Origin of the sequence: Pseudomonas sp. CFBP 8758, from assembly GCF_014841725.1 — a bacterium.
Classification (GTDB): domain Bacteria; phylum Pseudomonadota; class Gammaproteobacteria; order Pseudomonadales; family Pseudomonadaceae; genus Aquipseudomonas; species Aquipseudomonas baltica.
This window is the reverse complement of record NZ_JACYUK010000001.1, coordinates 117,966-138,425: the sequence shown is the minus strand read 5'-3', so window position 1 is coordinate 138,425 and position 20,460 is coordinate 117,966. Positions and strand designations below refer to the sequence as shown.

At 62.1% G+C, this 20,460-nt stretch carries 21 protein-coding genes; 4 read left to right on the top strand and 17 right to left on the bottom strand.

All coding sequences use genetic code 11. The features are described from left to right. Positions 1 to 7: 7 nt before the first annotated feature. The gene (locus IFT75_RS00635; protein ID WP_192052812.1) at positions 8 to 718 is read right to left on the bottom strand and encodes a tRNA-uridine aminocarboxypropyltransferase; all 711 of its coding nucleotides are present in this window, start codon (positions 716 to 718) and stop codon (positions 8 to 10) included. 181 nt (positions 719 to 899) lie between these two features. Between IFT75_RS00635 and IFT75_RS00630 the strand changes: the two genes are divergently transcribed. Next, entirely contained in the window at positions 900 to 1,304 is a 405-nt protein-coding gene (locus IFT75_RS00630) for a PA3611 family quorum-sensing-regulated virulence factor (RefSeq protein WP_122476523.1), read from the top strand. Positions 1,305 to 1,364: 60 nt separating this feature from the next. On the opposite strand, the gene recX is transcribed toward IFT75_RS00630, so the two are convergent. From recX to IFT75_RS00615, 3 genes are all read right to left on the bottom strand, one after another. Beyond that, positions 1,365 to 1,832: a recombination regulator RecX gene (gene recX / locus IFT75_RS00625; RefSeq protein WP_192052810.1), complete on the bottom strand. Its 468-nt coding sequence runs from the start codon at positions 1,830 to 1,832 to the stop codon at positions 1,365 to 1,367. An 8-nt stretch (positions 1,833 to 1,840) separates the two neighbouring features. After that, positions 1,841 to 2,908: a recombinase RecA gene (gene recA / locus IFT75_RS00620; protein WP_122476527.1), complete on the bottom strand. Its 1,068-nt coding sequence runs from the start codon at positions 2,906 to 2,908 to the stop codon at positions 1,841 to 1,843. Positions 2,909 to 2,993: 85 nt separating this feature from the next. Next, positions 2,994 to 3,494, bottom strand: coding sequence for a CinA family protein (locus IFT75_RS00615; RefSeq protein WP_122476529.1), 501 nt, complete (start codon positions 3,492 to 3,494; stop codon positions 2,994 to 2,996). Between the two features lie 205 nt (positions 3,495 to 3,699). Here IFT75_RS00615 and mutS point away from each other — a divergent pair, with 205 nt between their 5' ends. Beyond that, positions 3,700 to 6,267: a DNA mismatch repair protein MutS gene (gene mutS, locus IFT75_RS00610; RefSeq protein ID WP_192052808.1), complete on the top strand. Its 2,568-nt coding sequence runs from the start codon at positions 3,700 to 3,702 to the stop codon at positions 6,265 to 6,267. Between the two features lie 138 nt (positions 6,268 to 6,405). Beyond that, a complete protein-coding gene (gene fdxA / locus IFT75_RS00605) occupies positions 6,406 to 6,729 on the top strand; it encodes a ferredoxin FdxA (RefSeq protein ID WP_122476533.1) in 324 nt (107 codons plus the stop codon). Between the two features lie 507 nt (positions 6,730 to 7,236). On the opposite strand, the gene rpoS is transcribed toward fdxA, so the two are convergent. The 8 genes from rpoS to IFT75_RS00565 all read right to left on the bottom strand — a co-directional run bounded on the left by rpoS (position 7,237) and on the right by IFT75_RS00565 (position 14,384). Beyond that, on the bottom strand, positions 7,237 to 8,241 hold the full coding sequence (gene rpoS / locus IFT75_RS00600) for an RNA polymerase sigma factor RpoS (protein ID WP_122476535.1): 1,005 nt from the start codon (positions 8,239 to 8,241) through the stop codon (positions 7,237 to 7,239). Positions 8,242 to 8,348: 107 nt separating this feature from the next. Next, positions 8,349 to 9,203, bottom strand: coding sequence for a peptidoglycan DD-metalloendopeptidase family protein (locus tag IFT75_RS00595; RefSeq protein ID WP_122714020.1), 855 nt, complete (start codon positions 9,201 to 9,203; stop codon positions 8,349 to 8,351). 150 nt (positions 9,204 to 9,353) lie between these two features. Next, positions 9,354 to 9,989 carry a protein-L-isoaspartate(D-aspartate) O-methyltransferase gene (locus IFT75_RS00590; protein WP_192053405.1) on the bottom strand — a complete coding sequence of 212 codons (636 nt, stop codon included), beginning with the start codon at positions 9,987 to 9,989 and terminating at the stop codon, positions 9,354 to 9,356. 35 nt (positions 9,990 to 10,024) lie between these two features. Continuing rightward, the gene (gene surE / locus IFT75_RS00585; protein ID WP_122476538.1) at positions 10,025 to 10,774 is read right to left on the bottom strand and encodes a 5'/3'-nucleotidase SurE; all 750 of its coding nucleotides are present in this window, start codon (positions 10,772 to 10,774) and stop codon (positions 10,025 to 10,027) included. Continuing rightward, positions 10,762 to 11,820 (bottom strand): tRNA pseudouridine(13) synthase TruD, encoded by a 1,059-nt coding sequence (truD, locus tag IFT75_RS00580; RefSeq protein ID WP_192052806.1) that lies wholly within the window; start codon positions 11,818 to 11,820, stop codon positions 10,762 to 10,764. The genes surE and truD overlap by 13 nt, the downstream gene beginning before the upstream one ends. Beyond that, a complete protein-coding gene (gene ispF, locus IFT75_RS00575; RefSeq protein ID WP_122795096.1) occupies positions 11,817 to 12,290 on the bottom strand; it encodes a 2-C-methyl-D-erythritol 2,4-cyclodiphosphate synthase in 474 nt (157 codons plus the stop codon). Before ispF ends, truD begins: the two co-directional genes overlap by 4 nt. Positions 12,291 to 12,420: 130 nt before the next feature. Then, complete coding sequence (fghA, locus tag IFT75_RS00570; RefSeq protein ID WP_122476543.1) at positions 12,421 to 13,263, bottom strand: S-formylglutathione hydrolase; 843 nt, start codon at positions 13,261 to 13,263, stop codon at positions 12,421 to 12,423. 8 nt (positions 13,264 to 13,271) lie between these two features. Then, positions 13,272 to 14,384, bottom strand: coding sequence for an S-(hydroxymethyl)glutathione dehydrogenase/class III alcohol dehydrogenase (locus IFT75_RS00565; RefSeq protein WP_122476544.1), 1,113 nt, complete (start codon positions 14,382 to 14,384; stop codon positions 13,272 to 13,274). Between the two features lie 107 nt (positions 14,385 to 14,491). On the opposite strand from IFT75_RS00565, the gene IFT75_RS00560 reads away from it, so the two are divergent. Continuing rightward, positions 14,492 to 15,385, top strand: a complete 894-nt coding sequence (locus IFT75_RS00560; protein ID WP_122476546.1) for a LysR family transcriptional regulator — start codon at positions 14,492 to 14,494, stop codon at positions 15,383 to 15,385. A gap of 38 nt (positions 15,386 to 15,423) precedes the next feature. Here the strand turns inward: IFT75_RS00560 and ispD are convergent, their stop codons facing one another. The 5 genes from ispD to IFT75_RS00535 form a co-directional block, all read right to left on the bottom strand. Continuing rightward, positions 15,424 to 16,131: a 2-C-methyl-D-erythritol 4-phosphate cytidylyltransferase gene (gene ispD, locus IFT75_RS00555; RefSeq protein WP_185794271.1), complete on the bottom strand. Its 708-nt coding sequence runs from the start codon at positions 16,129 to 16,131 to the stop codon at positions 15,424 to 15,426. After that, positions 16,128 to 16,406: a cell division protein FtsB gene (gene ftsB, locus IFT75_RS00550; RefSeq protein WP_043185120.1), complete on the bottom strand. Its 279-nt coding sequence runs from the start codon at positions 16,404 to 16,406 to the stop codon at positions 16,128 to 16,130. Before ftsB ends, ispD begins: the two co-directional genes overlap by 4 nt. A 98-nt stretch (positions 16,407 to 16,504) precedes the next feature. Beyond that, on the bottom strand, positions 16,505 to 17,794 hold the full coding sequence (eno, locus tag IFT75_RS00545; protein ID WP_122476549.1) for a phosphopyruvate hydratase: 1,290 nt from the start codon (positions 17,792 to 17,794) through the stop codon (positions 16,505 to 16,507). A gap of 153 nt (positions 17,795 to 17,947) precedes the next feature. Further along, complete coding sequence (gene kdsA, locus IFT75_RS00540) at positions 17,948 to 18,793, bottom strand: 3-deoxy-8-phosphooctulonate synthase (protein ID WP_192052804.1); 846 nt, start codon at positions 18,791 to 18,793, stop codon at positions 17,948 to 17,950. 5 nt (positions 18,794 to 18,798) lie between these two features. Next, on the bottom strand, positions 18,799 to 20,430 hold the full coding sequence (locus IFT75_RS00535; RefSeq protein WP_122476552.1) for a CTP synthase: 1,632 nt from the start codon (positions 20,428 to 20,430) through the stop codon (positions 18,799 to 18,801). Between the last annotated feature and the right edge of the window lie 30 nt (positions 20,431 to 20,460).

Sequence of the window (20,460 nt, the reverse complement as noted above, 5' to 3'; positions counted from 1 at the left end):
GCCAGGATTATAGATAGTCGGCCAGAAACCGATGCGCCGCATCGGTCTCGTCCACTGGCTCCTGGAATTTCGCTGCCAGGTAATGCGCACTGAACACATCGAGGTAGGCATCCAGTACGCGCGCCGCCTGCTCGTCGCCGGCCAGCTCCAGACACAGCGCCGCCACCTCGGCGGTGCAGAAGTGATCGTCGCGCTTGGAGCGGCGCAAGGTGTAGCGCGACAGTTGTTCGGGCGCCAGGCTCAACACCGGCAGCGAGGCCAGGTACGGACTCTTGCGGAACATCTTTCGCGCTTCGGTCCAGGTAGCGTCCAACAGTATGAACAAAGGCCGTCGACCGAGTTGCGGCGCCACGCTGCTGGTTACCCGCTGCGACTCGACGAACTCTCCGGGAAAGACCAGATAGGGCTGCCACTGTGGATCCTCCAAAAGTGCAAGCAACCGCGGGTCGACGGCTACGCGCGACCACATGAAGGCGTGGGTGTCGGCGATCACGTCGGCAATCAGCCAGCCGGTGTTGCTCGGCTTCATGGGTTCCACGTCATGCATCAGCAGGCACATGGCCGACCGTGCGTTGACATTGGGACGCCACGCGCACAGGCAGTACTGCGGAATGACTCGGCAACGCGGGCATCGAGGCGCGCGCGAACCCCGTGCGGTAAATGGCTGGGTACTGCGCGCCAGGCGCTCGGCGCGCAGACGGGAAACGGCATGGCTCATTGCGGATCACGGTAGAGTCTGGGGGCGCGGATTCTAACAGAGCTGGCTCCGGAACGATGTCGATGGTGAGCCGACGTGCCGCGCCGTATAATCGGCTACCCTCAGAGGTGGGTGAACGCCTGCGCCATTGGCGGGTCTTACGCCCACTTGTCTTGCCCGGCTTTTTGCCCAGGAGTGTTTCATGCTGCGCTTTATCGCCCCGTCCCTCGCCTTGCTGCTTGCCTTGCCGCTGGCCGCCCACGCTGCATCGCTGAAGGAACTGGAGCTGTCGAAAAACCTGCAGAAAGTGGCTCAGCAAAGCAGTGTGGGTACACCGCGCGCAATCAATGAAGACATCCTCGATCAGGGTTTCACCGTCGAAGGCAACCAACTGGTCAATCACCTGAGCGTTCGCGAAAGCCAGGCCTACGAGATGCGCCGCGACCCCAAAACCGTTTACCTGCAACTGGGCGCAAGCGTATGTCGCAACAAGGGTTTTCGTGATCTGATGGCACAGGGCGCCGTGATGCGCTATGACTTCACCGAATACAAGACCAATCGCGCCATCGGCAGCCAGTCCTACACTGCCAAGGACTGCGGCAAGTAATACTCCAGGAAATGTAGCGGTGCTACTCGACGAACACCGCTGCCTCACCGGCAGAAGAGATCAGTCCAGATCCTTGCCGTTGAGCAGACGAGAAATCAGCTCCATCGGGTAGCCCCGATAGGCCAGAAAACGCGTCTGCTGGGCGCGCTCCTTGAGTTCAACGGGAAGCCTGGCAGCGAATTTGCGCTCCCAGAGCTCGCGTAGCTGCACCGCCCAATCGAATCCGCTTTGACGAAGTGCCTGCTCGACATCGGCGCGCTGCAAACCGCGCTGGGTCAGGTCTTCGCGTATTCGTGCGGGCCCGTAGCCGGAGTTGGCCCGATAGCGAATGAAGCTTTCCAGGTAGCGTGCTTCCGACAACAAGCCTTCGTCGGTCAGACGATCAAGCTCGGTATCGATCATTTCGGGAGGGGCGCCGCGCTGACGCAATTTGCGCGTCAGCTCGACTCGACCATGCTCGCGACGTGCGAGCAGGTCCATGGCAGACCGTCGCACGGCGATGGGTGTATCCAATACGACAGGTGGCATGAGGCTGATCAGAAATCGGCTTCAGCTTCAGCCGTATCGGCTGCCGGTGCAGTCGCGGAAGCCTTGTCGGCTGCAGCCTTGTCGGTACCGCCGGTCAGCAGCTTGTCGCGGATCTGCTTTTCCAGGGTGGCCTTGATCTCGGGGTTGTCTTGCAGGAACTTGGCCGAGTTGGCCTTGCCCTGACCGATCTTGCTACCTTGATAGCTGTACCAGGCGCCCGATTTCTCCAACAGGCCGTTGGCCACACCCAGGTCGACGATTTCACCGTTGAGGTAGATGCCCTTGCCGTACAGGATCTGGAATTCAGCCTGACGGAATGGCGGTGCCACCTTGTTCTTGACGACCTTGACGCGGGTTTCGCTGCCCACCACTTCGTCGCCTTCCTTGACCGCGCCGGTCCGGCGAATGTCCAGACGAACCGATGCGTAGAACTTCAGCGCGTTACCACCGGTGGTGGTTTCCGGGCTGCCGAACATCACACCGATCTTCATGCGGATCTGGTTGATGAAGATGACCAGGCAGTTGGCGTTCTTGATGTTACCGGTGATCTTGCGCAGTGCCTGCGACATCAGGCGTGCCTGCAGACCGACGTGCATGTCGCCCATCTCGCCTTCGATCTCGGCCTTGGGTACCAGTGCAGCGACGGAGTCGACGATGATGACGTCAACCGCATTGGAGCGCACCAGCATGTCGGTGATTTCCAGCGCCTGCTCACCGGTGTCCGGCTGGGATACCAGCAGGTCATCGACATTGACGCCCAACTTGCCGGCGTACTCGGGATCCAGCGCGTGCTCGGCGTCGACGAAGGCGCAGGTTGCACCGGCCTTCTGGGCCTGGGCGATGACCGACAGCGTCAACGTGGTTTTACCCGACGATTCCGGGCCATAGATCTCGACGATCCGGCCTTTTGGCAGACCACCGATACCCAGCGCGATATCCAGGCCGAGCGAACCGGTAGAGATGGCCGGGATCGCTTGGCGCTCGTGGTCACCCATGCGCATGACAGCGCCTTTACCGAATTGACGTTCGATCTGACCCAGGGCCGCAGCCAAGGCACGCTTCTTGTTGTCGTCCATTGAAGTCCTCACGTAATCAATAAGGCCTGACGGCCATAACACCTGTATAAGTAGCCAGTATTATTCCACACACCATGCCCCTCGCCTACCCCTGAAATGGTTTTTCTCCAGTGGCAAGGTGTAACAAACCCTGCAGGGCTGCCACGACGGTTTGCCGGCGCACGGCCTCGCGGTCGCCGGCAAACTGCTCGCGTCGACAAAACGTCTGCGCACCGTCAGCCCAGGCCAGCCATACCGTGCCGACAGGCTTTTCAGCGGAGCCGCCGCCGGGGCCGGCAACGCCGCTGACCGCCACCGCAAAGCGCGCTTTGCTGTGGCCCTGAGCACCGCGCACCATGGCTTCGACCACTTCGCGGCTGACCGCCCCGACCTGCTCGAACAGCTCGCTCGGAACCTGCAGCTGAGCGGTTTTCTGCGCATTGGAATAAGTGACGTAGCCGGCCTCGAACCAGGCCGAACTGCCGGCGATGCGAGTGATCGCCTCGGCGATACCGCCTCCCGTGCAGGACTCCGCCGTGGTGGCTTGGGCGCCCAGGGCAAGCAGGCGCTGGCCGAGTTCGGCAGAGAGTGAGGTCGAGGCGTCCATAACAGCTCCTTGATCAGGCGGCCGATGAGGCTACGCCCTCCTGCCATGCAGGTCAAAAGTCGCCATGACGTGCCTGCGTATGACCGGCCCGAAGGGCAATCGTGCCACCGCGTAACCGGTGCCAACGTCCTACATGGTGAAAAAAATCCCTGTACTATTGGCGCCTGCCTTACGTCCCCAAGACACCCGCGAGCTAAGTCCTTGAATGTCCGATTTTTCTAACCACACCCCGATGATGCAGCAGTACTGGAAGCTGAAGAATCAGCATCCCGACCAGTTGATGTTCTACCGCATGGGCGACTTCTACGAAATCTTCTACGAGGATGCGAAGAAGGCTGCCAAATTGCTCGACATCACCCTGACCGCCCGTGGACAGTCGGCGGGGCAGTCGATCCCCATGTGCGGTATTCCCTACCATGCCGCCGAGGGCTACCTGGCCAAACTGGTCAAGCTGGGCGAGTCGGTGGTGATCTGCGAGCAGATCGGCGACCCGGCCACCAGCAAGGGGCCGGTCGATCGGCAAGTGGTACGGATCATCACGCCCGGCACGGTCAGTGACGAAGCACTGCTCGACGAGCGCCGCGACAACCTGATCGCGGCCGTGCTGGGCGACGAGCGCCTGTTTGGCCTGGCGGTGCTGGACATCACCAGCGGCAGCTTCATGGTCATGGAGTTGGCGGGATGGGAAAACCTGCTGGCGGAGCTCGAGCGGATCAACCCGGTCGAACTGCTGATTCCCGATGACTGGCCGCAAGGGTTGCCGGCGGAAAAGCGCAAGGGCTCGCGCCGCCGGGCGCCCTGGGACTTCGAACGGGACACTGCGCACAAGAGCCTGTGCCAGCAGTTCGCAACCCAGGATCTCAAGGGCTTCGGCTGCGAGAAGCTGACGCTGGCCATCGGCGCCGCCGGCTGCCTGCTCGGCTACGCCAAGGAAACCCAGCGCACTGCCCTGCCCCATCTGCGCAGCCTGCGTCACGAACGGCTGGACGACACGGTGGTGCTGGACGGCGCCAGTCGCCGCAACCTGGAGCTGGACACCAACCTTGCCGGCGGACGCGACAACACCCTGCAATCGGTCATCGACCGCTGCCAGACTGCCATGGGCAGCCGCCTGCTGACCCGCTGGCTCAATCGACCACTGCGTGACCTCAAGGTGTTGCAGGCGCGTCAGGGCTCCATCGGCTGCCTGCTCGAGGGCTACCGCTTCGAAAGCCTGCAACCGCAGCTCAAGGAAATCGGCGACATCGAGCGAATTCTCGCGCGAATCGGCCTGCGCAACGCCCGACCGCGGGACCTGGCGCGACTGCGCGATGCGCTGGCCGCCCTGCCCGAACTGCAGGTGGCAATGGCCGAACTCGAAGCGCCGCACCTGGCGCAGCTGGCGGCCATTGCCGGGACCTACCCGGAACTGGCCGATCTGCTGGCCAAGGCCATCGTCGACAATCCGCCCGCCGTCATCCGCGACGGCGGCGTACTGAAAACCGGCTACGACAGCGAGCTGGACGAATTGCTGTCGCTGAGCGAGAACGCCGGCCAGTTCCTGATCGACCTGGAAGCCCGGGAAAAAGCCCGTACGGGCCTGTCCCACTTGAAAGTGGGTTACAACCGCGTCCACGGCTACTTCATCGAACTGCCCAGCAAGCAGGCCGAACAAGCCCCGGCGGACTACATCCGGCGGCAGACGCTCAAAGGTGCCGAGCGCTTCATCACCCCTGAACTCAAGGCCTTCGAAGACAAGGCGCTGTCGGCCAAGAGCCGTGCCCTGGCCCGTGAGAAATCGCTGTACGAAGCGTTGCTGGAAAACCTCATCGGCCATCTGCCGCCACTGCAGGACACCGCCGCGGCGCTGGCTGAACTGGACGTGCTGAGCAACCTCGCCGAGCGAGCGCTGAACCTGGACCTCAATTGCCCCCGCTTCGTCGACGAGCCGTGCCTGCGTATCAACCAGGGTCGCCACCCGGTCGTGGAACAAGTGCTCACCACACCCTTCGTGGCCAACGACCTGAGCCTGGACGACAGCACCCGCATGCTGGTGATCACCGGTCCGAACATGGGCGGTAAATCCACCTACATGCGCCAGACTGCCTTGATCGTGTTGCTGGCGCACATCGGCAGTTTCGTGCCAGCGGCCAGTTGCGAGTTGTCGCTGGTGGACCGTATTTTCACCCGAATCGGCTCCAGTGATGACCTGGCTGGCGGCCGCTCGACGTTCATGGTGGAGATGAGCGAAACCGCGAACATCCTGCACAATGCCACCGAGCGCAGCCTGGTGCTGATGGACGAAGTGGGCCGCGGCACCAGCACGTTCGATGGCTTGTCGCTGGCCTGGGCTGCCGCCGAATGCCTGGCCGGACTGCGCGCCTATACCTTGTTCGCCACTCACTACTTCGAGCTGACCGTGCTGCCGGAAAGCCAGCCACTGGTGGCCAACGTGCACCTGAGCGCCACCGAACACAACGAGCGCATCGTTTTTCTACACCATGTGCTGGCTGGCCCTGCCAGCCAGAGCTACGGGTTGGCGGTCGCGCAATTGGCCGGGGTACCGGCCGCAGTCATCCTGCGCGCCAAGGAACACCTGAGCCGTCTGGAAACCACAAGCCTGCCCCATGAAACCCCAACGTCCATGCCCGGCAAGACAGCGAAGCCCCATCAGGCTGACCTGTTTGCCAGCCTGCCGCACCCGGTGCTGGAACAGATTGCCAAGACCGACATCGATGGACTGACCCCGCGGCAAGCGATCGAATTGCTCTATGCACTGAAGAACCGGGTCTAACGCTTATTCCTACAAGCTGATAGAATCCCGCGCGGTTTGGGAATGCCAATGGCTTTTAGCCTGGTCTGCGGCTGACCTGCCCAAACCAAGCGGCCCTGTGAAGGGCTTCGCTGCCGCCGCCTGAGGAGAGAAATAGAAATGACCTTCGTCGTCACCGACAACTGCATCAAGTGCAAATACACCGACTGCGTGGAAGTCTGTCCGGTGGACTGCTTCTACGAAGGCCCGAACTTCCTGGTGATTCACCCGGATGAGTGCATCGACTGCGCACTGTGCGAGCCTGAATGCCCGGCCCAAGCCATCTTCTCCGAAGATGAAGTGCCCGAGGACATGCAGGAATTCATCCAGCTGAACGTGGACTTGGCCGAAGTCTGGCCGAACATTACCGAGAAGAAGGATGCGCTGCCCGAGGCTGAAGCGTTCGACGGCGTGAAAGGCAAGATCAAGGACCTGGAGCGCTAGGGCACGCTCGTTGCCTCGTGCCAGCTGATAGCGACCGCCACGCCTGCCGCGCAGGCGTGCGTGACACCGGACGGCGCGGCTGGCCACTCGCTCTCGACCTCAAAAAAAAGTCAAAAAAAGGGGCGGTAATGAGCCGCCCACCTTTCCCTGTCCCTTTTATCCCTGTCATCGTCCTGATGAATCGCGTCACTGCGATATCCCTTTTGGGCGCTCGATCCTGAGCACCTGTGTCGTCCCTGAACACGCCTTGATATTAACGCATCCGGTGCGTAGGACAACCGTGAATAATCCCCATCATAATCTGACTTGGGTGTCAGCTTATTCGATAATGTGTTCAAGAACGTGCAGTTAGATAGACAAGAGTTCCAACTTACAAAACTTTGACTGGATAAGTAGCCAAAGGCTTACACAAGGTCACAGTGAACACTGACAACATCGCACTGCGACTAGGCCAACAATAAAAACGCCCCTTGAAAAAGGGGCGTTCAAGTCGTGCGGTAACGGCGGCTATTGAAACAATGACTCGCTGGACAGCCCATTCTTTTCGAGTATCTCGCGTAGTCGCTTGAGGCCTTCCACCTGGATCTGTCGCACGCGCTCGCGGGTCAAGCCGATTTCCAGGCCAACGTCTTCCAGCGTGCTGCTCTCGTGGCCCCGCAGGCCAAAACGGCGTACCACCACCTCGCGCTGCTTGTCGGTCAGCTCGGACAGCCACTGGTCTATGCTCTGCGAGAGGTCGTCGTCCTGCAGCAGCTGCAAGGGGTCGGTGGGCCGGTCATCGGTCAGAGTGTCGAGCAAGGTCTTGTCCGAATCCGGCCCGAGCGAGACATCCACCGAGGATACCCGCTCGTTGAGCCCAAGCATGCGCTTGACCTCGCCCACGGGCTTCTCGAGCAGATTGGCGATTTCTTCTGGGGACGGTTCGTGATCGAGCTTTTGGGTCAGTTCGCGCGCGGCGCGCAGGTAGACGTTGAGCTCCTTGACCACGTGAATGGGCAGGCGAATGGTCCGGGTCTGATTCATGATCGCCCGTTCGATGGTCTGTCGGATCCACCAGGTGGCATAGGTTGAGAACCGGAAACCGCGCTCGGGATCGAATTTCTCGACCGCACGAATCAGCCCCAGGTTGCCCTCCTCGATGAGGTCGAGCAAAGACAGGCCGCGATTGACATACCGGCGGGCGATCTTGACCACCAGGCGCAGGTTGCTCTCGATCATGCGTTTGCGACCGGCCGGGCAGCCGCTCTGGGAAAGTCGTGCGAAGTGCACCTCTTCTTCGGGAGAAAGCAGAGGCGAAAAACCGATTTCATTCAAATACAGCTGGGTCGCATCGAGCGCCCGCGTGTAGTCGATGTATTTGTGCTGTTTGAGCGATGTGGAATTGCGTGCCTTGGTGCGAACCGCAGGTGCAGCAGGTTCTTCGTTCGACATCACATCCAATACGACGCCGGGTTCCATAAGGAGCACCTCATCGTCGATGTCAAACTCCGGCGCTTCTTTGCTGAGAGCCATTGTTATAGTCCTTTGCTGAGTTCGACCTCAAGCTCCAGCGGCGCCAATCTCCATGGCAGCGCGTGAGCCCGTCCCCACTACGTGGAGGAACAGGCTGGTAGTGCAAATCAACGACGTGGCAGGAATTGCAGCGGATCTACGGGCTTGCCTTGACGGCGAATCTCGAAGTGCAGCTTCACCCGGTCCGTCCCCGTTGAACCCATTTCGGCAATTGTCTGACCGACCTTGACCTGCTGACCCTCCCGAACCAACAACCTGCGGTTATGACCGTAGGCACTGACGTAGGTATCGCTGTGTTTGATGATGACCAATTCGCCGTAGCCCCTCAAACCACTCCCGGCGTAGACCACCGCACCATCAGACGCAGCAAAAACAGGCTGTCCCAAATCACCGGCGATATCAATTCCTTTATTCAAACTGCCGTTTGAAGCGAATTTCCCGATCAAAACACCGTTTGCCGGCCATGCCCAGCCGCCTTGGGTGCGCTCGCCCGCGGGTACCGGGGTAGGCGAAGGGACGGGAATGGCGACGCTGCTGGTGGCGGTCGGTGCCGGGGTGAGCGGACGGCGGGTGACTGTGGTGCGGCTCGAGGAAGACGCAGACGCGCCGCTCTGGGTAGTCACCACGGTGGTGGCTGGCGCGCCCGAGTTGCCGTCGAAGCGGATCACCTGGCCTGGGCGGATGGTATAGGGCACGGGAATGTTATTGCGCGCAGCCAAGGCCTTGTAGTCCCAGCCGTAGCGAAAGGCGATGGAAAACAGCGTATCGCCTCGCCTGACTGCGTATTGGCCTGTGGTCACGGGCTGTCGCTGCGCCGCTTTGGCCGCGTTGTTGCGATCGACCACGCTGACCTGGCTGGAGGTGCTGGAACAGCCGGACAGAAAGGCTGCGACCGCAACCCCGAGCATCAGGAGCTTGACGCTCGAACTACCTGCACGCTGCCCAATGATTGTGAGGCTCACCCGCCGCTCCTTTGTTGTGGTGACAAGAAAATATCCAACTTCACTACTCGACTACAAGGCGCATGGGTGCAAGCTGTGGCCATGCCTGCGCCATGACCCGCTGTCAGACAGACGGCGCCGCGCAGAATTCACTGCAGGAGCCCGGGCCGGTCACGCCAGCGGACCATTGAGCAACGGCACGAACCGCACGGCTTCCAGAACATGCCGGGAGAACCCGTGCTCTTCGCGTACGATCAACATCAGTTGCTGAACGTCGCCGGAGCCTACCGGGATCACCAGCCGGCCACCGGGCGCGAGCTGATCGAGCAGGGCCTGGGGCACATCGGTCGCCACTGCGGTAACGATGATGCCGTTGTACGGTGCCAGGGCCGGCCAGCCTTCCCAGCCATCGCCCCAGCGAAAGACTACGTTGCGTCGATCAAGCGTCTGCAGGCGCTCCTTGGCGCGATCCTGCAGGACCTTGATCCGTTCGACCGAGAACACCCGCTCGACCAGTTGCGACAGCACGGCGGTCTGATAGCCCGAGCCGGTGCCGATCTCCATGACCTTGTCCAATGGGCCCGCCGCCAGCAACAGCTCGCTCATGCGCGCGACCATGTAGGGTTGGGAAATGGTCTGGTTGTGGCCGATCGGCAGTGCGGTGTCTTCGTAGGCGCGGTGCGCCAGTGCTTCGTCGACGAACAGATGGCGCGGTGTGCGACGCAGTACCTCGAGCACCTGGGTATTGGCCAGGCCTTCGTCGCACAGGCGCTGAATCAAGCGTTCGCGCGTGCGCTGCGAAGTCATGCCGATGCCATGGTGCTGATTGTCTCTCTGGCGCATCAGCCAAGCTCCTCCAGCCAACCTTGAACGTGGCCGAAGGCCTCGTTGAAGGTGCGATCCAGTTGCAGTGGCGTGACCGACACGTAGCCCTGCATGACGGCATGGAAATCGGTGCCCGGGCCGCCATCTTCGGCGTCGCCGGCCACGGCGATCCAGTAGCCCGGCTTGCCCCGCGGGTCGACCATGCGGATCGGCGCCGCAGCCCGTGCCCGATGGCCCAGGCGAGTCAGCACCATGCCGCGGATACGCTCGATCGGCAGGTTGGGGATGTTCACGTTGAGCACGGTACGAGGCGGCAGGTTCAACCGGTCTCGGGCCTCGATCAGCTTGCGCGCGTAGTAGGCTGCCGTCGGCAGGTGCTCAGGCTGGCGAGACAACAACGAGAACGCAAACGAGGTATGCCCCAGAAAACGCCCCTCGAGGGCAGCAGCCACCGTGCCCGAATACAGCACGTCGTCGCCCAGGTTGGCCCCCAGGTTGATACCTGAAACCACCAGGTCGGGCTCGAAAGGCAGCAGGCCGTTCAGGCCCAGGTGCACGCAGTCGGTGGGTGTGCCGTTGACGCTGATGAAGCCGTTGGGCAAGGTCTGCGGATGCAGCGGCCGGTCCAGCGTGAGCGAACTGCTGGCGCCGCTACGGTCCTGATCGGGGGCGATCACCGTGCACTGGGCATAGTCCTGCAACACGTCGTGAAGCGCGGCCAGGCCGGGGGCGGTGACCCCATCATCGTTGGAAATCAGAATACGCATGGACTTTCCGTCTGCCCTGTCGGCACCAGATCGACGAGTTCGCGCACCACGACAGTGGCGAAGCAACCGGCCGGCAGGACGAAGTGCAACTGCAGGATGTCAGGCTCGGGATAATGCCACGTCAGCTCGCCGATGGGCAGCCGCAGGATGCGTCGCTCCTGTGCCAGGCCCGCTTTTGCAAGCCAGGCACACAGCGCCGGGTGCTGGTCGCCGATGGCATTTTCCAGCTCGGCGCAGCGACCGGCGGCGACCGATGCGCCCTCGCCCCACAGCGCTCCGGTAGGGTGCAGGTCGAGGATGTCCAGGCGTGGATCACTGCATTCGGCTTCACCGGCGGGAAAGAAGCTGCGGCTGTCGGTGAACGCCAGCAGATCACCGATCCGGGCGCGGTTCCAGGTACCGTCGGCGACGCGCGCGGCAAGTATCTGGTTGAACAGGAAACTGCGCGCCGTGGAGAGCAGCCGCGAACGCACATTGCGCTGCTCGGGCAGCGCCTGGCGTTCGGCATACTGCTGAGCGTCGAACACATTGCCGCCCTGGAAACCGAAGCGCTGGGTGCCGAAATAATTCGGTACGCCGGTCTGCTGGATTTCTCCAAGGCGCGCATCGAGCGCGGCCCGGTCGGCCTTGAGCGCGGTCAGGCGCACGGTGAAGCCGTTGGCCGAGTGCGCACCGCGTTGCAGTTTGCGCGAGTGCCGAGCCTGTTTGAGGATGGCCAGGGTGTCGCTTTGCGCTGCGCTCAGATCCGGATCAGCCTTGCCTGGCAGATGCAGACTGAACCACTGCCGGGTAAGCGCCTGGCGATCCTTGAGGCCCGCGTAGCTGACCGTGCGCAACGGCACGCCAGCGGCCTTGGCCAGGCGTCGGGCAGCTTCTTCGGTATTGAGGTTGCGTTTCTCGACCCAGAGCCACAGGTGTTCGCCCTGGCCGGCCAAGGGGATGTCCAGCACTTCGTCGACCTGAAAGTCTTCGGCGCTGGCTTTGAGTACGGCGCTGCCCAGGCTGTCGCCCGTGGCCCGCGGACCCAGCAATTCGAATTCGGTCATGCGCGCAGCAACAAGGCGACCGCATGCACGGCGATACCTTCCTCGCGCCCGGCGAACCCGAGCTTTTCGGTGGTGGTGGCCTTGACGTTGACCTGATCGAGTTCCACGCCCAGATCGGCGGCGATCCGTTCCCGCATGGTTTCTATGTGGGGGGCCATTTTCGGCGCCTGCGCGACGATGGTGGCGTCGACGTTGCCGACTTTCCAGCCTTTGCCCGCCACTACCGCGAGCACGTGACGCAACAGTACGCGGCTGTCCGCGCCCTTGAACTGCGGATCGGTGTCGGGAAAATGCTTGCCGATGTCGCCCAAGGCAGCCGCGCCGAGCAAGGCATCGCTCAAGGCGTGCAGCACGACATCGCCGTCGGAATGAGCCAGCAGGCCGAACTTGTGAGGGATTCGCACGCCGCCCAGGGTAATGAAGTCACCCTCGGCGAAACGGTGCACGTCGTAGCCGTGGCCAATACGCATAGAAAAAAACGCCCCGATTGAGTCAGGGCGTGATTCTACCTGCTTTGGCTCAGGTTGGGCGGATCAAAACACCTGGGGATGACGGTGCTAGCCCTTTCGCGGGCAGAGGGCTCGCGAAAGCCCACTGCAGTCACTTCAAGGCCTTTGCATGATGGCGCAAATGGTCATCGATGAAGCTGGCGATGAAGTAGTAGCTGTGGTCATAGCCCGGTTGCATGCGCAGCGTCAGTTCATAGCCGGCCGACTTGGCCGCCTGACTCAGAGCCTGGGGCTTGAGCTGGCTCTCGAGGAAATCATCGCGATCGCCTTGATCCACCAGCAGCGGCAGATGTTCCGCCGCATCGGCGATCAGCACGCTGGCATCCCATTCGCGCCAACGCGAGCGCTCCTCGCCCAGGTAATGGGAAAACGCTTTCTGGCCCCAGGGGCAATCCATCGGATTGCTGATGGGCGAGAACGCCGAGATCGACCGATACCGCCCCGGATTGCGCAGCGCGCAGACCAGCGCTCCGTGGCCACCCATGGAATGGCCGCTGATGGAGCGCTTGTCCGACGCGGGGAAATGCGCCTCCACGATGGCTGGCAATTCATGCACCACATAGTCATGCATGCGGTAATGCTGCGCCCACGGCTGCTCGGTGGCGTTCAGATAAAACCCGGCACCCAGACCGAAATCCCATGCCTGGTCCGGATCATCCGGCACTCCCGCCCCGCGTGGGCTGGTGTCGGGCGCAACGATGATCAAGCCCAACTCGGCGGCCAGCTCCAGGCCGCCGGCCTTCTGCATGAAGTTCTCGTCGGTACAGGTCAGCCCCGACAGCCAGTACAGCACCGGCAACTTGCCGCCCTGCTCCGCTTGCGGCGGCAGGTACACGGCGAAGGTCATGTCGCAACCCAGCTCCTTGGAGCGGTGCTTGTAGCGTTTGTGCCAGCCGCCGAAGCTCTTCTGGCAGGACAGGTTTTCCAGGCTCATGGCAGACCTCAGAAGTGGATGACCGAACGAATGCTCTTGCCTTCATGCATCAGGTCGAACGCTTTGTTGATGTCTTCCAGGCCCATGGTGTGGGTGATGAAGGTATCCAGCGGAATCTCCCCGCTCTCGGCCATTTCGACGTAGCTGGGCAACTCGGTACGCCCGCGCACGCCACCGAATGCCGAACCGCGCCAGACCCGTCCGGTGACCAGCTGGAACGGGCGCGTGGCGATTTCCTGGCCAGCGCCGGCCACGCCGATGATCACCGACTCACCCCAGCCCTTGTGGCAGCATTCGAGCGCCGCACGCATCAGTTGCACATTGCCGATGCACTCGAACGAGAAGTCCACGCCGCCATCGGTAAGGTCGACGATGACTTCCTGGATCGGCCGGTCATATTCCTTGGGATTGATGCAGTCGGTTGCACCCAGCTGGCGGGCGATCTCGAATTTGCTTGGGTTGATGTCGACGGCGATGATGCGACCGGCCTTGGCCTTGACCGCACCGATGATGGCCGACAGACCGATACCGCCCAGGCCGAACACGGCCACGGTATCGCCCGGCTTGACCTTGGCCGTGTTGAGCACCGCGCCGATACCGGTGGTGACGCCACAACCCAACAGGCAGACCTTTTCCAGCGGCGCCTGCTTGTCGATCTTCGCTACCGAGATCTCCGGCAACACGGTGTACTCGGAGAACGTCGAGGTGCCCATGTAATGGAACAGTTCCTTGCCGTTGTAAGAGAACCGCGTGGTGCCGTCCGGCATCAAGCCCTTGCCCTGAGTGGCGCGAATGGCCTGGCACAGGTTGGTCTTGCCCGATTTGCAGAACTTGCACTGGCGGCACTCGGGCGTGTACAGCGGAATGACGTGATCGCCCACCGCAACCGAAGTGACCCCTTCGCCTACCGCTTCGACGATGGCGCCACCTTCGTGGCCCAGTACCGACGGGAAGATGCCTTCAGGGTCCGCACCCGACAGGGTGTAGGCATCGGTATGGCAGACCCCGGAAGCGACCACGCGCAACAGGACTTCGCCTGCCTTGGGCATGGCCACGTCGATCTCGACGATTTCCAATGGCTTGTTGGCTTCGAATGCAACCGCAGCGCGGGACTTGATCATCAATGCTTGCTCCTGAAATGAACGGGACTGCCAACAGTGTAATTCATGGGCGGATGCGGAATAATCGCCCCTTGCGCAAAACATTGATGCCGTACAGGGATAATCGAGTGAATGAAAACCGCTGGGAGGGTATCGACGAGTTCGTCGCAGTCGCCGAGTGCGCGCACTTCACGGCCGCAGCGCAGCGGCTGGGCGTGTCGTCGTCCCACGTCAGTCGCCAGATCGCTCGATTGGAAGAACGCCTGCAGACCCGCCTGCTCTATCGCAGCACGCGACGGGTAGCGCTGACCGAGGCAGGGCAGACATTCCTCCAGCATTGCCAACGCCTGCAGGACGGTCGCGACGAAGCCTGGCGCGCCATGAGCGACCTGACCGGTGAACCCAAGGGACTGCTGCGCCTGACCTGCGCCGTGGCCTATGGCGAGCGCTTCATCGTGCCGCTGGTCACGCGCTTCATGGGGCTGTACCCGCAACTGCGCGTGGAGATCGAGCTGAGCAACCGCACCCTCGATCTGCTTCACGAAGGTCTGGACCTGGCCATCCGCCTGGGACGCCTGCAGGACTCGCGACTGGTGGCAACCAGGCTGGCGCCGCGGCGAATGTTCCTGTGCGCTTCACCGCACTACCTGGCGCGCTATGGCCGGCCCCACAGTGTGTCGGAATTGACGCGGCACAACTGCCTGGTGGGCAGTTCGGATATCTGGCCGCTGCAGGTCGATGGCAAGGAACAGGCGCAACGCGTGCAAGGCAACTGGCGCTGCAACAGTGGCCAGGCGGTCCTGGACGCGGCGTTGCAGGGCGTCGGACTGTGTCAGCTGCCTGATTACTACGTGCTGGAACACTTGCGCAGCGGCGCACTGGTGTCGCTGCTGGAGGCCCACCAGCCACCCAACACGGCGGTGTGGGGGCTTTATCCGCAACAGCGGCACTTGTCGCCGAAGATCAGGAAGCTGGTCGATTATCTCAGAGAAGGGTTGGCCGAGAGGCCAGAGTATCTGTAGGAGCGGTCATCGGCCGCGAACGACGCCACCGTCCCCCCTCAGCCACGCATCGCCCAACGCTGGCGCAGCCACTCCAGATCTTCAGGCCGGGTCACCTTGAGGTTGTCCGCCCGGCCCTCCACCAGCTTCGGCGCGAAACCGGCCCACTCGATGGCCGAGGCCTCGTCGGTAATCGCCACTCCGGCCACCAGGCTATCGGCCAGAGCCCGATGCAGGGCGCCCAGACGAAACATCTGTGGCGTGAACGCTTGCCAGATCGTGCTGCGATCCACCGTATGCTGAACCCGCCCAGTCGCATCGGCACGCTTGAGCGTGTCGCGCGCGGGCACGGCCAACAGACCGCCGACGCTGTCATCAGCCAGCTCGGCAAGCAGTTTGTCGAGGTCGGTGCGAGAAAGGTTGGGCCGCGCCGCATCGTGCACCAGCACCCAATCACTGCCGTCGGCGCCCTGGGCGTGTAAATGCAGCAAGGCGTTGAGCACCGAGTCGGCACGCTCGCGACCACCGGCAACGCGCTGGATCAGCTCGTTGCTGGCACTGGGCAGGTCTGGCCAGAACGGGTCATCGGCGGCGATGCTGACGAGCACGCCCTTGAGCTGTGGATGGCCGAGGAAACAGTCGATGCTGTGTTCCAGGATCGTGCGACCGCCCAAGGTCAGGTACTGCTTGGGGCGGTCCGCTGCCATGCGCGCACCTACGCCCGCAGCGGGAATCACTGCCCAGAAGGCTGGCAGCGAGGTATTCATTGGGCCAACTGGTAGAGGGTTTCACCCTCCTTGACCATGCCCAGTTCATGGCGAGCGCGTTCTTCGACGGTCTCCATGCCCTTTTTCAATTCGAGTACTTCGGCGTCCATCACGCGATTGCGCTCCAGCAGCCGTTCGTTCTCGGCATGCTGTTCGGCGATCTGCTGTTTCAGCTCGGCTACCTGCTTGAGACTTCCGTTTCCGACCCACAGGCGATACTGCAAACCACCCAGGAGCAGAAGCAAGACAAGAAACAACCAATAAGGACTGCGCATCACGTTACCCAGTGGTAAAAAACTTCAACTCTGCGACCAGATAGCACGAAGCCTGGCATCCGCCAGGCTCCGCATGTCGTCTTTCTACCATCTATTGCTTAGCCGCGAAACTCGTCGCGACCACGATAGATCGCCTTGGAACCCAACTGCTCTTCGATACGCAGCAGTTGGTTGTACTTGGAAACACGGTCCGAGCGGCACAGCGAGCCGGTCTTGATCTGGCCCGCAGCGGTGCCCACGGCCAGGTCGGCAATGGTCGAATCTTCGGTTTCACCGGAACGGTGCGAGATCACCGCGGTGTAGCCGGCAGCCTTGGCCATCTGGATGGCTTCCAGGGTTTCGGTCAAGGTACCGATCTGGTTGAACTTGATCAGGATCGAGTTGGCGATCTTCTTGTCGATGCCTTCCTTGAGGATCTTGGTATTGGTCACGAACAGGTCGTCACCCACCAGCTGGACTTTTTCGCCGATCTTGTCGGTGAGAATCTTCCAGCCAGCCCAGTCGGATTCGTCCAGGCCGTCTTCGATCGAGATGATCGGATAGCGCTCGGTCAGGCCCTTGAGGTATTCGGCGAAACCTTCGGCGTCAAACTTGTGGCCTTCGCCGGCCAGATCATAGGTGCCGTTGTCGAAGAATTCGCTGGCGGCGCAGTCCAGCGCCAGGGTCACGTCGGTGCCCAGCTTGTAGCCGGCTTTCTCGACGGCTTCGGCAATGGCGCTCAAGGCGTCTTCATTGGACGCCAGGTCCGGCGCGAAACCACCTTCGTCACCGACGGCAGTGCTCAGACCGCGAGCCTTCAATACCGCCTTGAGGTGGTGGAAGATCTCGGTGCCCATGCGCAGGGCGTCGGAAAAGGTCTTGGCGCCAACCGGCTGGACCATGAATTCCTGAATGTCGACGTTGTTGTCGGCGTGCTCGCCACCGTTGATGATGTTCATCATCGGCACGGGCATGGAGTAGACGCCCGGCGTGCCGTTGAGGTTGGCGATGTGCGCGTACAGCGGCAGGTCCTGATCCTGCGCGGCGGCCTTGGCAGCGGCCAGGGACACGGCGAGGATGGCGTTGGCGCCCAGCGAAGCCTTGTTCTCGGTACCGTCCAGGGCAATCATGGCGTGATCCAGACCCTTCTGGTCGACCGGATCCTTGCCCAGCAGCGCATCGCGAATCGGGCCATTGATGTTGGCCACCGCCTTCAGAACACCCTTGCCCATATAGCGGCTCTTGTCGCCGTCACGCAGCTCCAGCGCTTCGCGCGAGCCGGTGGAAGCGCCCGACGGTGCACAGGCGCTGCCGATGATGCCGTTTTCCAGAAGCACGTCGGCTTCTACGGTAGGGTTGCCACGGGAGTCGAGAACTTCACGACCTTTGATGTCGACGATTTTTGCCATTGTTATGAACACTCCAAAGTAGACGAGACGACGCAGCTTGGGCTTTAGCGATCCCCTCGCGGGCATAGACCCGCTCCCACCGGGCTCGATGTGGGAGCGGGTCTCTGCCCGCGAAAGGGTCACCGCAACAAATCGGGCACTACTTTACCGCAATCAGGCCGTTTCGATCGCCGGGAAACCTTTGACCAATTCATCCAGCGCCTTGAGCTGGGCAAGAAACGGTTCCAGCTTGTCCAGGCGCAGCGCGCACGGGCCATCGCACTTGGCGTTGTCCGGGTCCGGGTGGGCTTCCAGGAACAGACCGGCCAGGCCCTGGCTCAGGCCAGCCTTGGCCAGGTCGGTGACCTGGGCGCGACGGCCACCGGCCGAGTCGCTGCGACCGCCCGGCATCTGCAGGGCGTGGGTCACGTCGAAGAACACCGGGTACTCGAACGACTTCATGATGCCGAAGCCAAGCATGTCCACCACCAGGTTGTTGTAGCCGAAGCTCGAACCGCGCTCGCAGAGGATCAACTGGTCGTTACCGGCTTCCTCGCACTTGGTCAGGATGTGTTTCATTTCCTGCGGCGCGAGGAACTGGGCTTTCTTGATGTTGATGACCGCGCCGGTCTTGGCCATGGCCACCACCAGGTCGGTCTGGCGCGACAGGAAGGCGGGCAGCTGAATGATGTCGCAGACTTTGGCAACCACGGCGGCCTGTTCAGGCTCGTGCACGTCGGTGATCAGCGGCACGTTGAAGGTCTTCTTGATCTCTTCGAAGATGCGCATGCCCTCCTCCAGGCCGGGGCCGCGGTAGGAGGTCACCGAAGAACGGTTGGCCTTGTCGAAGCTGGCCTTGAACACGTAGGGGATGCCGAGCTTGTCGGTCACACGCACGTATTCTTCACAGACCTTGAGGGCCATGTCGCGTGATTCCAGCACGTTCATGCCACCGAACAACACGAACGGCTTGTCGTTGGCGATCTCAATATCGCCAACGCGGATGATCTTCTGCGCCATGGTGATCAGGCCTTCTTCTGATGTTGAGCCAATGCGGCCTTGACGAAGCCGGTGAACAACGGATGACCGTCACGCGGCGTCGAGGTGAACTCGGGGTGGAACTGGCAGGCCACGAACCATGGATGGTCCTTGGACTCGACCACTTCGACCAGCGCGCCGTCACCCGAGCGCCCGGAGACGACCAGCCCGGCTTCGACCAGTTGCGGCAGCAGGTTGTTGTTCACTTCGTAGCGATGACGATGACGCTCGACGATCACGTCGCGGGCGTAGCAGTCGTGGACCTTGGAGCCGCCGACCAGCTGGCAGTCCTGCGCGCCAAGACGCATGGTGCCGCCCAGGTCGGAGGCTTCGGTGCGGGTTTCCACGGCGCCGGTGGCGTCTTCCCACTCGGTGATCAGACCGACGACCGGATGGCCGCTGGCGCGATCGAATTCGGTGGAGTTGGCGTCTTTCCAGCCCATGACGTTACGGGCGAACTCGATGACCGCCACCTGCATGCCCAGGCAGATACCCAGGTACGGCACCTTGTTCTCGCGAGCGTACTGCACGGCGGTGATCTTGCCTTCCACGCCACGCAGGCCAAAGCCGCCGGGGACCAGAATGGCGTCGACGCCTTCGAGCAGGGCGGTGCCCTGGTTCTCGATGTCTTCGGAATCGATGTAGCGCAGGTTGACCTTGGTGCGGTTGCTGATGCCGGCATGGCTCATCGCTTCGATCAGCGACTTGTAGGCATCGAGCAGCTCCATGTACTTGCCGACCATGGCGATGGTCACTTCGTGTTCGGGGTTCAGCTTGGCATCGACCACCGCTTCCCATTCGGACAGGTCGGCGCCGCCGCACTGCAGACCGAAGCGCTCGACGACGAAATCGTCCAGCCCCTGGGAGTGCAGGATGCCCGGGATCTTGTAGATGGTGTCGGCGTCTTCCAGGGCAATCACCGCACGCTCTTCGACGTTGGTGAACTGAGCGATCTTGCGGCGCGACGACGTGTCGATCGGGTGATCGGAACGGCACACCAGCACGTCAGGCTGCAAGCCGATGGAGCGCAGTTCCTTGACCGAATGCTGGGTCGGCTTGGTCTTGGTCTCACCCGCGGTGGCGATGTAGGGGACCAGCGTCAGGTGCATCAGCATGGCGCGCTTGGCACCGACCTCGAAACGCAGCTGGCGGATCGCTTCCAGGAACGGCTGGGATTCGATGTCGCCAACGGTGCCGCCGATTTCGACCATGGCCACGTCGGCATCGCCGGCGCCCTTGATGATGCGCCGCTTGATCTCGTCGGTGATGTGCGGGATGACCTGGATGGTCGCGCCCAGGTAATCACCACGGCGCTCCTTGCGCAGCACGTGCTCGTACACCCGGCCGGTGGTGAAGTTATTGTTCTGGGTCATGGTCGTGCGGATGAACCGCTCGTAGTGCCCCAGGTCCAGGTCGGTCTCGGCGCCGTCGTGGGTGACGAACACTTCACCGTGCTGGAACGGGCTCATGGTGCCCGGGTCGACGTTGATGTACGGGTCCAGCTTGAGCATGGTGACTTTGAGCCCCCGCGCCTCCAGGATGGCCGCCAATGAAGCCGAGGCAATGCCTTTCCCCAATGAAGAAACAACACCGCCCGTGACGAAGATGTAGCGCGTCATGAAAAACCCTAGAAGTCTGCGTTAAAGCGG

Excerpts from the sequence above, each read along its gene's own strand:
- IFT75_RS00635 (WP_192052812.1), bottom strand. The coding sequence starts at position 718 with ATGAGCCATGCCGTTTCCCGTCTGCGCGCCGAGCGCCTGGCGCGCAGT.
- IFT75_RS00630 (WP_122476523.1), top strand. The coding sequence starts at position 900 with ATGCTGCGCTTTATCGCCCCGTCCCTCGCCTTGCTGCTTGCCTTGCCG.
- recX (WP_192052810.1), bottom strand. The coding sequence starts at position 1,832 with ATGCCACCTGTCGTATTGGATACACCCATCGCCGTGCGACGGTCTGCC.
- recA (WP_122476527.1), bottom strand. The coding sequence starts at position 2,908 with ATGGACGACAACAAGAAGCGTGCCTTGGCTGCGGCCCTGGGTCAGATC.
- IFT75_RS00615 (WP_122476529.1), bottom strand. The coding sequence starts at position 3,494 with ATGGACGCCTCGACCTCACTCTCTGCCGAACTCGGCCAGCGCCTGCTT.
- mutS (WP_192052808.1), top strand. The coding sequence starts at position 3,700 with ATGTCCGATTTTTCTAACCACACCCCGATGATGCAGCAGTACTGGAAG.
- fdxA (WP_122476533.1), top strand. The coding sequence starts at position 6,406 with ATGACCTTCGTCGTCACCGACAACTGCATCAAGTGCAAATACACCGAC.
- rpoS (WP_122476535.1), bottom strand. The coding sequence starts at position 8,241 with ATGGCTCTCAGCAAAGAAGCGCCGGAGTTTGACATCGACGATGAGGTG.
- IFT75_RS00590 (WP_192053405.1), bottom strand. The coding sequence starts at position 9,989 with ATGACTTCGCAGCGCACGCGCGAACGCTTGATTCAGCGCCTGTGCGAC.
- surE (WP_122476538.1), bottom strand. The coding sequence starts at position 10,774 with ATGCGTATTCTGATTTCCAACGATGATGGGGTCACCGCCCCCGGCCTG.
- truD (WP_192052806.1), bottom strand. The coding sequence starts at position 11,820 with ATGACCGAATTCGAATTGCTGGGTCCGCGGGCCACGGGCGACAGCCTG.
- ispF (WP_122795096.1), bottom strand. The coding sequence starts at position 12,290 with ATGCGTATTGGCCACGGCTACGACGTGCACCGTTTCGCCGAGGGTGAC.
- fghA (WP_122476543.1), bottom strand. The coding sequence starts at position 13,263 with ATGAGCCTGGAAAACCTGTCCTGCCAGAAGAGCTTCGGCGGCTGGCAC.
- IFT75_RS00565 (WP_122476544.1), bottom strand. The coding sequence starts at position 14,384 with ATGATCAAGTCCCGCGCTGCGGTTGCATTCGAAGCCAACAAGCCATTG.
- ispD (WP_185794271.1), bottom strand. The coding sequence starts at position 16,131 with ATGAATACCTCGCTGCCAGCCTTCTGGGCAGTGATTCCCGCTGCGGGC.
- ftsB (WP_043185120.1), bottom strand. The coding sequence starts at position 16,406 with ATGCGCAGTCCTTATTGGTTGTTTCTTGTCTTGCTTCTGCTCCTGGGT.
- eno (WP_122476549.1), bottom strand. The coding sequence starts at position 17,794 with ATGGCAAAAATCGTCGACATCAAAGGTCGTGAAGTTCTCGACTCCCGT.
- kdsA (WP_192052804.1), bottom strand. The coding sequence starts at position 18,793 with ATGGCGCAGAAGATCATCCGCGTTGGCGATATTGAGATCGCCAACGAC.
- IFT75_RS00535 (WP_122476552.1), bottom strand. The coding sequence starts at position 20,430 with ATGACGCGCTACATCTTCGTCACGGGCGGTGTTGTTTCTTCATTGGGG.